Origin of the sequence: Sphingomonas sp. (assembly GCF_036269755.1) — a bacterium.
Lineage (GTDB): Bacteria > Pseudomonadota > Alphaproteobacteria > Sphingomonadales > Sphingomonadaceae > Sphingomonas.
Genome location: NZ_DATBDV010000014.1, coordinates 42,808 through 55,387, shown reverse-complemented (window position 1 = coordinate 55,387; position 12,580 = coordinate 42,808). Strand labels below are relative to the sequence as shown.

Genomic DNA, 12,580 nt, shown 5'->3' with positions numbered 1-12,580 from the left:
GTATCAGGTTTTCTTGCCGCGTTGGTTCGCTATGTAGTCGAGCTGATGCTTCGACCGCTCGTCATTCGGATCGAGCGCCAGGCATTCGCGATAAATTGCCTCCGCCGCGTCGAATTTGCCCTCCTCAATCAGGATGTAACCAAGGCCGCGCATGCCGCGAGTCTGGTCGAATATCCGCCGATTGTCAGGCGACAGGGCGGCGGCATCGACGGCGCGTTGGAACAGCCTTCGCGCGGCGACCCAGTCGCGCCGCGACTTGTACCATTCGGCGAGTTCGCCGAGAAACTGCGCGTTTGAAGGCGCCATCGCCAATGCGCGCTCGAGCCAAGCTTTCGCTTCGTGGGACCGGTTGAGGTCGATCAGTGCGAAGCCCTTCAGGAAGATGGAATAGCATGCGGTTTGCGGCAGCACGACCGCTGCTTTCTTCTCGCTCGCTGCCCTGCTGCTGTAGAGCAACGCTTCGGCCGGGCTGCGCGCGCAATAGGTCTGGCGGTCGTCGCCTTGGCGGCGACGCTCCTGCGTGGCGATGAGCGAGTCGAGTAGCGCCACTGCCTCGGCTGGCTTGGCGGCGCTAATGAAGTTCGATGCGCGGTCGACTTGCGACTCGTCATCCTGCTGGGCCGCGGGTGCGGCGTCCTGCGCGGGCAACGGCATGGGCGTCGCGGCGAACAGTGCCAGCGCCAATGGCAAGGCAAGCATAGCGTTTCCCCCTGTTGGCTGAGAGGCTATCATAGAGCCGGTCCATTGTCAGCCGTGCCGGGAGCAGCCGACAAGAGGGGCCATGAAAGCTCGCGCCGATCGCGGGACTTCGTTAAATGTTGGCGCACGAAGCACCCGCGGCCTTGACATGATATCATGATATGATATCGCGATATCATCATGACTCGCATCCTTGCCGATTTACCCGAGGACGATCTCAAGTGGCTCGACCAGCATGCGGCCGAGCAGGGCAAATCGCGCGCGTCGGTGCTGCGCGAGGCGGTGGCCGAATATAAGGCGCAGACGCGCCCGAAGGGCAATCTGGATTGGCTGGATCAGGCGTTCGGCGCCTGGAAGGATCGTACCGATATCGGCGATTCGGTTGAGTGGCAGCGGCGCGAGCGGGCGTCGTCGACGCGACCGTGGGACGACGATTACGAGGAGGTCAAAGCGGAGTTTCCGGACCTGTTCGACGAATGGGACGACCGCGAGCGTACACGGTACCTCGACATGATCGCCGGGAAGATGCCTGACGAGAAACCGACCGGCACGTGAGCGGATATTCCTTCGACAGCAATATCCTGATCGACTCGCTCAATGGTAACGCAGGCGCGCGGGGGGAGATTGCGCGTGTCGAACATCGTTGGATCAGCCGCGTGACCTGGATCGAGGTCTTGTCGAAAGAACGAGGCGGCACGCTACGCGTGATCGAGGCGTTCCTGCGCGGTTTTGCTATCGACGAGGTTGACGAGCGCATTGCCGGGCATGCCGCCGCCCTACGCCGCGAACGCCCGCGATTGAAGCTGGCCGACTCGGTCATCCTGGCGTCGGCGCAGGTCAATCATCGCATTCTCGTGACACGTAACACTAGGGATTTTCCGGCGGCGATGCCGGGTATTCGCGTGCCCAATTATCTTTAACTGAAAGCCCAACCATGTGCGGAATCATCGGAATCGTCGGCAAGGATCAAGTCGCTGGCCGGCTCGTCGAGGGGCTGCGGCGGATGGAGTATCGCGGCTATGATTCGGCCGGCATTTGCACGGTCGAGCATGGCAAGCTGATCCGCCGCCGCGCCGAGGGCAAGCTCGCCAACCTCGTCGCGGTGCTCGCCGCCGATCCCGCGCTGGGCAATACCGGGATCGCGCACACGCGCTGGGCCACGCATGGCGCGCCGACCACGTCGAACGCGCATCCGCACGCCACCGATGAAATCGCGCTGGTCCACAACGGCATCATCGAGAACTTCAAGCCGCTGCGTGAAGCGCTCCAGCAGCGCGGCCGCAAGTTCGAGAGCGAGACCGACACCGAAGTGGTGGCGCATCTGATCAGCGAGCAGGTCGAGGGTGGCAAGTCGCCCGAGGACGCGGTGAAAGACGTTCTTCCGCAACTGCGCGGGGCGTTCGCGCTCGCGGTCGCGTTCCGTCAGCGCGACGACATGCTGATCGGCGCCCGGCTCGGTTCGCCCTTAGTCGTCGGCTATGGCGACGGCGAGACCTATCTCGGCTCGGACGCGCTCGCGCTCGCCGGCCTCACCCAGCGTATCGCTTATCTCGAGGAGGGCGACTGGGTCGTCGTCACTCGCGACGGCGCGCGAATCTTCGATGCCGAGAACAATCCGGTCGAACGCGAGATCACCATTTCGGGCGCGACCGGGGCGATGATCGAGAAGGGCAATTACCGCCACTTCATGCTCAAGGAGATTCACGAGCAGCCGATCGTCGTGGCGCAGACGCTGCGCAGCTACATTCGCGGCGTCGAGCAGACCGTCGCGCTGCCGCAGATGGATTTCGACCTGTCGGCGGTCAAGCGGATCACGATCGTCGCCTGCGGCACCAGCTTCTACGCTGGTATGGTCGCCAAATACTGGTTCGAGCAATTCGCGCGTGTGCCGGTCGACATCGATGTCGCCAGCGAGTTCCGCTATCGCGACCCGGTGTTCGAGGATGGCGGGCTGGCGCTGTTCATCAGCCAGTCGGGCGAGACCGCCGACACGCTCGCGGCGCTTCGCCACGCCCGGAAGGCCGGACAAAAGATCGCGGTGGTGGTCAACGTCCCGACCAGCACGATGGCCCGCGAGGCCGATCTGCTGCTGCCGACGCACGCCGGGCCCGAGATCGGCGTCGCCTCGACCAAGGCGTTCAGCTGCCAGCTGGCGGTGCTCGCCGCGCTCGCCGCGCACCTGGCGCTGGTCAAGGGCCGGATGACTCGCGACGAGGAGATCGAGGTGGTCAAGCACCTGGTCGAAGCCCCCGCCGCGCTCAACGCCGCGCTCGGCCACGACGAGGAAATCGCGGCGATGGCGCACCTCATCGCGCCGGCGCGCGACGTACTCTATCTCGGCCGCGGTCCGGACTATCCGTTGGCGCTCGAGGGTGCGCTGAAACTGAAGGAAATCAGCTACATCCACGCCGAAGGTTATGCGGCGGGCGAAATGAAGCATGGCCCGATCGCCTTGATCGACGAGAACGTGCCGGTGATCGTCATTGCACCTTCGGGGCCGCTGTTCGAAAAGACCGTCAGCAACATGCAGGAGACGCGCGCGCGGGGCGGCAAGATCGTCCTGATCTCCGACGCCGAAGGGCTGGACGAGGCGGGGGAGGGGTGCCTCGCGACGATCGAGATGCCCAAAGTCCACCCGCTGATCGCGCCGTTGGTCTATGCCGTTCCGGTGCAGCTGCTCGCCTATCACGTCGCCGTCGCCAAGGGGACCGACGTCGATCAACCGCGCAATCTCGCAAAGTCGGTGACGGTGGAGTGATCGCGCGATAGGATCGCGGCATGGCCCACGCGCACACGTTCAAGGCGAACCCGCACTGGCTGCCGCGTGCCGCGAAAGGTGCGCTCGCTCACATTCCCGGCGACAACGGGCTTCCGCTGGTCGGTAACACGCTGCGTATGCTGCGCGATCCGGTCCGCTTCGGCACCGGAATGGTCGAGCGGTTCGGCCCGATCTACCGCAACCGCTCGTTCGGCGAGACCAATATCGCGTTGCTCGGCCCCGATGCCAACGAACTCGTCCTGTTCGACCGCGACAAATTGTTTTCGTCCGAACAGGGTTGGGGGCCGTTGCTCAACCTCCTCTTCCCGCGCGGGCTGATGCTGATGGATTTCGATCACCACCGCGCCGACCGCAAGGTGATGTCGGTGGCGTTCAAGCCCGAGCCGATGCGGCATTACGCGACTCAGCTCGACGCCGGGATCGCGGCGCAGGTAACCGGATGGAGCGGGCGCAGCATGCGCTTCTACGACGCGATCAAGAAGCTCACGCTCGATCTCGCCGCTACGAGCTTCCTTGGAGTCGAACTCGGCGAGGAAGCCACCCGAATCAACCAAGCGTTCGTCGACGAGGTGCAGGCGAGTATCGCACCGATACGCGTGCCGTTGCCGGGCACGATGATGCGCAAAGGCGTCAAGGCGCGCGCCTATCTGATCGACTGGTTCGAGCGCGAAATTCCCCACCGCAGGCATGGCGCCCGCGGCGGCAATGGCGAGGATTTCTTCTCCCAATTCTGCCGCGCGACCGATGACGACGGCGAGCCGCTGTCCGCCGCGGCGATCGCCGATCATATGAACTTCCTGATGATGGCGGCGCACGACACGATCACTTCGTCGGCGACGACCTTGGTGATGCTGCTCGCGCGCAATCCGGACTGGCAGGAGAAATTGCGCGAAGAGATCGCCGGTCTCGATCCGCACGTCCCGTTCGCCGACCAGCTCGATCGTCTCGTCCTGACCGAATATGCGTTCAAGGAAGCGTTGCGGATGATGCCGCCGGTGCCGTCGCTGCCGCGCCGGGCGCTGCGCGGCTTCGAATTCGGCGGTTACACGATCCCCGCGGGGACTCAGGTCGGGATCGGCATCACCTGGACCCACAACATGCCCGACATCTGGCCCGAGCCGACCCGGTTCGACCCGATGCGCTTCACGCCCGAGGCATCGAAGGGCCGCCACCGTTTCGCGTGGGTGCCGTTCGGCGGCGGCGCGCACATGTGCATCGGGCTGCACTTCGCGACGATGCAGATGAAGTTGTTGATCGCGAATTTGCTGTCGCGCTACCGGATCGAGGCTGACGAGGATAGCGGGGCGGCGTGGCAGTTTTTCCCGATCCCGCGGCCGAAGGATGGCTTGCCGGTGCGGTTGGTGCCGCTCACGCAATAGTCGCGCGGGCGATGATCTCGGCGTAGATGTCGGCCAGCGTTTCAAGGTCGGCAAGCGCGACCGCCTCGTCGGTCTTGTGCATCGTCGCGTTGACCAGCCCGAACTCGACCGTCGGGCAAAGCTGCGACAGGAACCGGGCGTCGCTCGTGCCGCCGGTGGTCGACAGCGTCGGGCGTATTCCTGCGACCTTCTCGATCGCGTCGGTCGCCATCTCCGACAGCGCCCCGGGTTCGGTCAGGAATGCCTCGCCGGAAATCCGCGCGATCACCTGCGCCTCGGGCGCGTGCGCGCGGGCGGCGCGCTCGATCAGCGCGACCAGATCCTCGCCGCGCTGCTCATCGTTGAACCGGATCGACAGCCGCGCCGACGCCTTGCCCGGGATCACATTGCTCGCCGGATTGCCGACCGCCACGTCGGTGACTTCGATGTTCGACGGCTGGAACCAGTGATTGCCCTGGTCGAGTTCGATCGCGCCGATTGCGCTCAGCGCTGCGACCAGTTTGGGGATCGGATTGTCGGCGAGGTGGGGATAGGCGACATGCCCTTGCCGCCCGGGCACGTCGATCCAGATGTTGACCGATCCGCGCCGCCCGATCTTGATCATGTCACCCAATCGCGCGGTCGAGGTCGGCTCGCCGACCAGACACAGATCGGGCTTGAGCCCGCGCGCCGCCAGCCGATCCAGGATCGCGCGAGTGCCATAGATTGCCGGGCCCTCCTCGTCGCCGGTGATGAGGAAGGATAGCGTCGGGCTTTCATCGTTTTTGGCGACCCGCGCCGCCGCCGCGACGAACGCGGCGATTGCCCCCTTCATGTCGACCGCGCCGCGCCCGTACAGCCAGTCGTCCCGCACCTCCGGCTTGAACGCTTCGCTGGTCCAGCCGTCGCCCGGCGGGACGACGTCGAGGTGCCCGGCAAACGCCAGATGCTTACCCCTGCCGGGCCGAAAAGCGATCATGTTCTCGACCGGCCCGTCGGGGGCCTCGCCGATCGTAAAGCGGTCGATCTCGAACCCGATCACCGCGAGCGCCTGCGCCAGCACGTCGAACACTTCACCGCTCGCCGGGGTGACGCTTTCAGCGGCGATCAGCGCCTTGGTGAGTTCGACGACTTGCGGCAAAGGGTGTTCCTTCAAACGATGGAGACGGCATTGCCCAAGCTCGACCTCGACTCAATCCCCCAGACCAACCGAACCGGCTATCCCGCTCCGTTCGAAAAGCCGGTCGAGGGCCGCTGGTACCGCCGCTTGTCGCCCGCCAGCGGGCTGAGCGACTTCGGGGTCAGCCATGTCACGCTCAAGCCCGGCGCCTGGTCGTCGCAGCGCCACTGGCATATCGGCGAGGACGAATTCGTGGTGATGATTGCCGGAGACGCCGTGCTGGTCGACGATGCGGGGGAGCATCCGGTACGGCCAGGGGACTGCATCGCCTTTCCCAAGAATGACGGCAACGGCCACCATTTGCAGAACCGGAGCGACACCGACTGCGTTTTCATCGCGGTCGGGGCAGGGCAGCCATTGGGGGGCGATTACCCCGATATCGACATGCAATTCACCGCCGATGGCCGCTATGTCCGCAACGACGGGACCGCCTATCCGACGACGCGCATACCCTAGCGCTCAGGCCTCGGGCTGCTCGTATTTCTCGATCACCCATTCCTCTTCCTGCGCGGCGGCGATCCAGTCCTGCATGAAGCGGTGGTTGAGCACCGCCTCGACATAGGGCACCGCGAAGCGCGCGACGGGGAGCTGGTACGTCACGATCCGCGTGCACACCGGCGCGAACATGATGTCGGCCGCGCCGAAATCGCCGAACAGAAACTGCCCGTCACCGCCGAACCGCGCGCGCGCCTGCGCCCAGATCTCCATCAAGCGATTCAGCTCCTCGAGGACATCGTCATCCGCACGCCTGGCCGGATAGACATTACGGATATTCATGCCGCACTTCGCGCGTAGCGCTTGGAACCCGGAATGCATCTCCGTCGCCATCGACCGCGCCATCGCACGCGCCGCTTCGTCTTCCGGCCAGAATTTGGTGTTGCCGGTCTTGTCGTTGAGGAAGTCGACAATCGCCAGGCTGTCCCACACCACAACGTCGCCGTCCCACAGGATCGGCACCTTGCCCGACGATGGCGCGAACTCGTCGCCCTGGCGGCGCTTGTCCCATTCCTCGTCGTACAGCGGGACGACGACTTCCTCGAACGGCAGGCCCGATTGCTTGACCGCGAGCCAGCCGCGCAGCGACCAGGAGGAATAGGCCTTGTTGCCGATGATGAGCTTGAGCATGGCGGCGGTGCGTAAAGCGGATCGCGCCGGCGGGCAACCGGCGGTCCCGCGAGCAGGTCAAGCGCGACCGCTAGCGACTATTTGGGCGCCGGCGAGCCCTTGCGGCGGTCGCCGACGCGGCGTTCCGGGCCGGGGAAATTGGGGTCGTCTTCTTGCCGGCGATCGCTGCCTTCGCGCTTGTCGGCCGACTTGTTCGCATCCTTGTCCATCGCTGGTCCCCTAATGCTGAAGGCATCATGGCACAGACATAGCGAAAGTCGCCAGCCAAATTACTGATCCTGATCAGGCCCTAAAGCGACGGGTTGATCAGGTATTTTTCGCCCGTCGCCTTGCGTTGCCAGCCGCGGATCGTGTCTGGCGCGATCGCCTCGGCGAGCGATATTTCCGACGTATAGCCGCTGGCGAAGGTCGTCAGGATTTCGTCCGCAACTCGCTGGCGCAGCTTCTGCATCATTTCCGGCCCCGCCTTCATCAGGAACGGGGTGAGCAGGAACCCGCCGACACCCCAGGCGAACCCGGCATTGGGCGCGAGCGCGGTCGGCGACAGGTCGAGCCGGCCGTAGATATAGACTTGCTTGTGGACCGGCGAGCCATAGCCGCTGGTCGGCGGCGTCTTGCGCACCAATGCCGCTTCCATCGCGCCGAGAATGTACCCGGCGAGCGGCCCGCCGCCGACCGCGTCGAACGCGATCGTCGCGCCGGTTTCGTAGAGCACGTCGGTCAGCGTGTCGCGAAAGTCGGGCTTGGACGAATCGACGATGTGCTTAGCGCCGAGATCGCCGAGGATTTCCGCCTGCCCGCCGTTGCGCACGATGTTGACCAGGTCGACGCCGTCGGCGAGGCAGATCTTGTTGAGCATCTGGCCGAGGTTCGACGCGGCGGCGGTATGGACCAGCGCAGTGTGGCCCTCCATTCGCATCGTCTCGACCATCGCCAGCGCGGTCAGCGGATTGACGAACGCCGACGCGCCCTGCGCCGGGGTAACGCCGTCGGCATAGACCAGCACGCTGGCGGCGGGCGCCTTGCGGTACTGGGTGTACATCGCGCCGCCTAGCACCGCGACGACCTTGCCGATCAAATGCTCGGCGCCATCGCCCGCCGCGACCACCACGCCGGCGCCCTCGTTTCCGGCGGGGAGCGACTTGCCGAGCCGCGCAGCGACGAGCGGCGCGCCGGATTCGGGGATCGCCGCGGTGGTGACATTGCCGTCGCTGTCCAGGGTCGAAAGGTCGGCGGGGCCCAGCAAGAGCGGCTGGTCGGAAGGATTGATCGGCGCGGCCTCGATCCGCACCAACACTTCGCCGGGACCGGGGACGGGCACATCGACGTCCTGAAGCGACAGTTCGAGCTTGCCGTCGGCGATCAGCGAGCGAAGCTCGCGCATCCTGGTCGGTACCGTCATCGTCGCTCCCCAAAATCGATTGCGTGTTGCAACCGATTAGCGAGTGACGGGTCGGGGGGCAATCGCGACCGAGCTGACTAGTTGGAGCCCCACAGATCGGCGCTGGTGTTGCGCATTGCGAAGCTGAAGCTGCCCAACCAATGGCCGACGGCGCGGGTATATTGGCCGTTGAGGAACAGCAGGTCGCCGATCACCGCGGCGAGCAGTCCGAACAGAATGAAGAACCGCATAATCGCCAATCCCGGCCGCGCAGACCTCTGCGCAATCCTATGATTAGCGATTCCGGGTTACCGGCGAGTTAAGGCGAGCCCGGTTAGCGGCCCGCCGAGGGCCGGCCGTCAGCCGTCCATCGCGGGGTGAAGCCGCCATCGGCGAGCTTGCGGATCGGCGCGACCAGCGAATTGATCGCCGCGGTCATGTAGTCGATGTCGAGATTCTCGACCGTGTCGGTCGGCTGATGATAAGTCGGCCCGACCCACCCCGACAACGTGTGGGCGACGATCCCCTTGAGCGCGAGCGAGTAATTGTCCGATCGCTCGAAAAAATGTTGGTCGGGATACGGGTCGCGCGCAACCAGCGCGCCATTGGCCTTGAGCATCTGGAACAGGTCGGACCGCTCGGCCCCGGTCATCATCAGCGACCCCTTGGGGAGCTTCGCGTCTTGCGCGCCGATCATCTCGAGCTCGATATTGGCGACGATGCGGTCGAGCGCGATCGGCGGATGCTGTCCGAACCAGGTCGAGCCGAGCCCGCCGAGTTCTTCGCTGCCATAGGCGACGAACAGGATGCCGCGCTTGGCCGGGCCCATCGTCGCAAAGGTGCGCGTGAGTTCGATCACCGCGACGGTGCCCGACGCGTCGTCGTTGGCGCCGGGCATCATCACGCCATCCGGCCGCACGCCGAGATGGTCGAGGTGCGCCGAGAGCAGGATCACGCCCGCGGTCGGATCGGTGCCGGGGAGGTAGGCGATCGCGTTGGTGGTGACGCCCTTTTGGGCCGCGAAGGGCACGTCGAGCGACACGGTGTCGCCGGGCTTGATCTTCGCCAGCGCGTCGGCCGGCAGCGTCGCCAGCGCCACGCCGGACCACGCCCCGCCGCCTTCGAGCGTCGTGCGGAGCTGCGGCTTGCCGCCGGTCGCGGCGAGGTAGCGGCGGGTCGTATCACTTTCGGCGGTCACGATCAGCTTGACCTTGCCGCGCGCCGCACGCCGAACCTGCGACAGGCCGTCGGCGGGTCCGGTATAGACCAGCACGTCGGCAACCGGGACGCCGTCGCCGATCGCGTTCACCACGACGGCTTTGCCGCCGAGCGTGCCGCCATCGGTGGTAAGAATGCCGACCCCGCCAATCGCGGTACCATCGACCGTCAGCGTCGGGACGCCGGTCGCGGTGCGGCGCACGATCGGCGCGGCCTGCAGGTAGCTCGCCATCCCTGGCGCGGGCTGGAGCCCAGCCGCCTTGAATTGCGCCGCGACCCAATCCGCGGCGCGCGCTTCGTCGGTGGTGCCGCTACCGCGCCCGCGCATCTCGGGACCCGCCAGCGCTCGCTCCGCGGCCAGCACGTCGACGCGGCTGATCGGTGCGGCAGTCTGCGACAGTGCAGGCGAGACCGTAAGCGCGGTGATCGCTATCGCGGTGAGGATGTTACGCATCACGGGAACCTCCGAAGGAAAGAAATATTAGCCGATCGCCTCGATCACCGCTGCGCGTAGCTCGGGGATGCCGAGCCCGGTCTCGCTCGAGGTCGCGATGATGTCGGGATGCGCGGCGGGGCGCTTGCGCGCTTCCTCTGCCGTGCGCCCGGCGACCTCGGCAAGTTCGGTCGGCTTGATCTTGTCAGCCTTGGTCAGCACGATCCGGTAGCTGACCGCCGCCTTGTCGAGCATGTCCATGATCTCGCGGTCGACGTCCTTGAGCCCGTGCCGAGCGTCGACCAGCACCAAGGTCCGCTTGAGCACGTCGCGCCCGCGCAGGAAGTCGTTGATCAGGAAGCGCCACTTCTTGACCACGTCCTTAGGCGCCTTGGCAAAACCGTAGCCGGGCATGTCGACCAGCCGGAACGCTAGCGGCTCCCCCACATCGAAGTAGTTGAGCTCCTGAGTACGCCCCGGCGTGTTCGATGTGCGCGCGAGACCGTTGCGGTTGGTCAGCGCGTTCAACAGCGACGACTTGCCGACGTTCGACCGCCCCGCGAACGCGACCTCCGGCACCACGGCATCGGGCAGATGCTCGAGCTTGGGCGCGGACTTGAGGAACGCGATCGGCCCGGCAAAGATCTTGCGTGCCGCCTCGATCGCTTCCTCGTCGAAATCGCTCACGTTATTTAGCCACCGCCTGCTTGAGCGCCGGATGCCGTGCGTAGAGGATCTTCTGCTGCAACACCGTCAGCAGATTGCTCGTGATCCAGTACACCTGCAGCCCCACGGCGAACGGGGCCATCACGAACATCAGCACCCACGGCATGAACGCGAAGACTTGCTTCTGCGCCGCGTCCATCGGTGCCGGGTTCATCCGGAATTGCAGCCACATCGACACGCCGAGCAGCACCGGCACCACGCCGATCGCGAGGAACCCCGACGGCGTGAAGTGGAGATAGCCGAATAGGTTGAGGATCATCGCCGGATCGGGCGCCGACAGATCGTGGATCCACCCGACGAACGGCTGGTGCCGCATCTCGATCGTCAGCATCAGCACCTTGTAGAGCGAATACATGATCGGGATCTGCAGGAAGGTCGGCAGGCAGCCCGCGAGCGGATTGACCTTCTCCGCCTTGTACAGCGCCATGATCTCCTGCTGCTGGCGCTGCTTGTCGTCCTTGTGGCGTTCCTGCAGTGCCTTCATCTTGGGCTGGATCGCGCGCATCGCCGCCATCGAGGCGAACTGGCGCTGCGCGATCGGGAAGATCAGCGCGCGGATCGTCAGCGTGAGGAACATGATCGCCACGCCGAAATTGCCGATCATCCGGAACAGCCAGTCGAGATAGTAGAAGATCGGCTTTTCGATCACTCGGAACCAGCCCCAGTCGATCGAATAATCGAGCATCGGGACCAGGCCGCTATCGGTATAATGGTCGATCAGCCGCACTTCCTTCGCGCCCGCGAAGAAGTGGCTGGTCTGAGTCAGCGCCTTGCCCGGCGCGAGCGGCGTCGCGGCACGCGCGTAATCGGCCGAATAGGTCTTGGGCCCGGGCGAGGTGAACTGGCCGGCGAAGGCCGCGCCGCGATCGGGCACCAGCGCCGTCAGCCAATATTTATCGGTAAAGCCCAGCCAGCCGCCGGTCGTGGTGAACTGCTTCGCGCCCTTGTCGACGTCGGAATAATTGACGCCGTAATCCGCCTTGCCGTCGTGCACCGACATCGGCCCGACCTGGATCGACCAGGTGTCGGGATCCTTGGGCGCCGACGCTCGGCTGATCAGCGCGGCGGAGGCCACGTTGATTGGCGCGCCGCTTTTGTTGACCACCGTCTGGCGGATCGTGAACATATATTGGTCGTCGACCGACAGCTCGATCGCGAAAACCTGCCCTTGAGTGTTTGCGGCGGTCAGCGTCACCGGTTTGCCTGGCGCCAGCACCCGGCTGTTCGCGGCCCAGAAGGTGTCGGCGCTTGGCGCCTGCAGCCCGCCATTATTCTGCCAGCCAAACTCGGCGAAATAGGCGTCGGACGCGCCGTCGGGCGACAATAGCCGGATCGGCGGCGAGTTCTTGGCGATGGTTTCCTTGTACGCGGTCAACACCAGATCGTCGATCCGCGCGCCCTTCAGGTTGATCGAGCCCTTGAGCGTCGGCGTGTCGATCGCGACGCGCTGCGCCGCGCTGTCGGTGAGTACCGCTTTCAGATCGCGAGTCTTAGCGGGGGTGGTGGGGGACGGCGCGGTGGCGTTGGGCTGGACCGTCGTCTTGCCGCCCACGATCTTCGTCACCGGCGGGTTGGCCGGCGGGAAGAAATAATGCGTGACCCATTGCGAGCCGAAGAAGATCAGCGCGGCAATCACGATGAACGTGACGAAATTGCGATTGTCGTTGTTCACGTGTCGGAG

Annotated in this window: 14 protein-coding genes; 5 read left to right on the top strand and 9 right to left on the bottom strand. The window is 65.2% G+C overall.

What is annotated here, in order from left to right:
• Positions 1-3 precede the first annotated feature (3 nt).
• Positions 4-699 (bottom strand): tetratricopeptide repeat protein, encoded by a 696-nt coding sequence (locus VH326_RS09670; RefSeq protein ID WP_329631605.1) that lies wholly within the window; start codon positions 697-699, stop codon positions 4-6.
• A gap of 180 nt (positions 700-879) precedes the next feature.
• On the opposite strand from VH326_RS09670, the gene VH326_RS09665 reads away from it, so the two are divergent.
• Genes VH326_RS09665 through VH326_RS09650 form a run of 4 tightly spaced genes read left to right on the top strand, consistent with a single transcriptional unit; the run spans position 880 to position 4,857 of the window.
• Positions 880-1,254 carry a ribbon-helix-helix domain-containing protein gene (locus tag VH326_RS09665; RefSeq protein ID WP_329631604.1) on the top strand — a complete coding sequence of 125 codons (375 nt, stop codon included), beginning with the start codon at positions 880-882 and terminating at the stop codon, positions 1,252-1,254.
• On the top strand, positions 1,251-1,619 hold the full coding sequence (locus VH326_RS09660; protein WP_329631603.1) for a type II toxin-antitoxin system VapC family toxin: 369 nt from the start codon (positions 1,251-1,253) through the stop codon (positions 1,617-1,619). Before VH326_RS09665 ends, VH326_RS09660 begins: the two co-directional genes overlap by 4 nt.
• Positions 1,620-1,633: 14 nt before the next feature.
• Entirely contained in the window at positions 1,634-3,457 is a 1,824-nt protein-coding gene (gene glmS, locus VH326_RS09655) for a glutamine--fructose-6-phosphate transaminase (isomerizing) (RefSeq protein WP_329631602.1), read from the top strand.
• 20 nt (positions 3,458-3,477) lie between these two features.
• On the top strand, positions 3,478-4,857 hold the full coding sequence (locus VH326_RS09650) for a cytochrome P450 (protein WP_329631601.1): 1,380 nt from the start codon (positions 3,478-3,480) through the stop codon (positions 4,855-4,857).
• Here the strand turns inward: VH326_RS09650 and dapE are convergent.
• Entirely contained in the window at positions 4,847-5,977 is a 1,131-nt protein-coding gene (gene dapE / locus VH326_RS09645) for a succinyl-diaminopimelate desuccinylase (RefSeq protein ID WP_329631600.1), read from the bottom strand. The two genes, VH326_RS09650 and dapE, sit on opposite strands and share 11 nt — an antisense overlap.
• A gap of 30 nt (positions 5,978-6,007) precedes the next feature.
• On the opposite strand from dapE, the gene VH326_RS09640 reads away from it, so the two are divergent.
• On the top strand, positions 6,008-6,472 hold the full coding sequence (locus VH326_RS09640) for a cupin domain-containing protein (protein ID WP_329631736.1): 465 nt from the start codon (positions 6,008-6,010) through the stop codon (positions 6,470-6,472).
• 3 nt (positions 6,473-6,475) lie between these two features.
• Here the strand turns inward: VH326_RS09640 and VH326_RS09635 are convergent, their stop codons facing one another.
• The 7 genes from VH326_RS09635 to yidC all read right to left on the bottom strand — a co-directional run bounded on the left by VH326_RS09635 (position 6,476) and on the right by yidC (position 12,571).
• Positions 6,476-7,141 carry a glutathione S-transferase family protein gene (locus VH326_RS09635; protein WP_329631599.1) on the bottom strand — a complete coding sequence of 222 codons (666 nt, stop codon included), beginning with the start codon at positions 7,139-7,141 and terminating at the stop codon, positions 6,476-6,478.
• 77 nt (positions 7,142-7,218) lie between these two features.
• The gene (locus VH326_RS09630; protein ID WP_329631598.1) at positions 7,219-7,350 is read right to left on the bottom strand and encodes a hypothetical protein; all 132 of its coding nucleotides are present in this window, start codon (positions 7,348-7,350) and stop codon (positions 7,219-7,221) included.
• Between the two features lie 80 nt (positions 7,351-7,430).
• Positions 7,431-8,543, bottom strand: a complete 1,113-nt coding sequence (locus VH326_RS09625; protein WP_329631597.1) for a zinc-binding dehydrogenase — start codon at positions 8,541-8,543, stop codon at positions 7,431-7,433.
• Between the two features lie 77 nt (positions 8,544-8,620).
• Entirely contained in the window at positions 8,621-8,773 is a 153-nt protein-coding gene (locus tag VH326_RS09620; RefSeq protein ID WP_329631596.1) for a hypothetical protein, read from the bottom strand.
• 83 nt (positions 8,774-8,856) lie between these two features.
• Entirely contained in the window at positions 8,857-10,194 is a 1,338-nt protein-coding gene (locus VH326_RS09615; RefSeq protein ID WP_329631595.1) for a M28 family peptidase, read from the bottom strand.
• A gap of 27 nt (positions 10,195-10,221) precedes the next feature.
• Entirely contained in the window at positions 10,222-10,860 is a 639-nt protein-coding gene (gene yihA, locus VH326_RS09610; protein WP_329631594.1) for a ribosome biogenesis GTP-binding protein YihA/YsxC, read from the bottom strand.
• Position 10,861: 1 nt separating this feature from the next.
• On the bottom strand, positions 10,862-12,571 hold the full coding sequence (gene yidC, locus VH326_RS09605) for a membrane protein insertase YidC (RefSeq protein ID WP_329631593.1): 1,710 nt from the start codon (positions 12,569-12,571) through the stop codon (positions 10,862-10,864).
• Positions 12,572-12,580 lie beyond the last annotated feature (9 nt).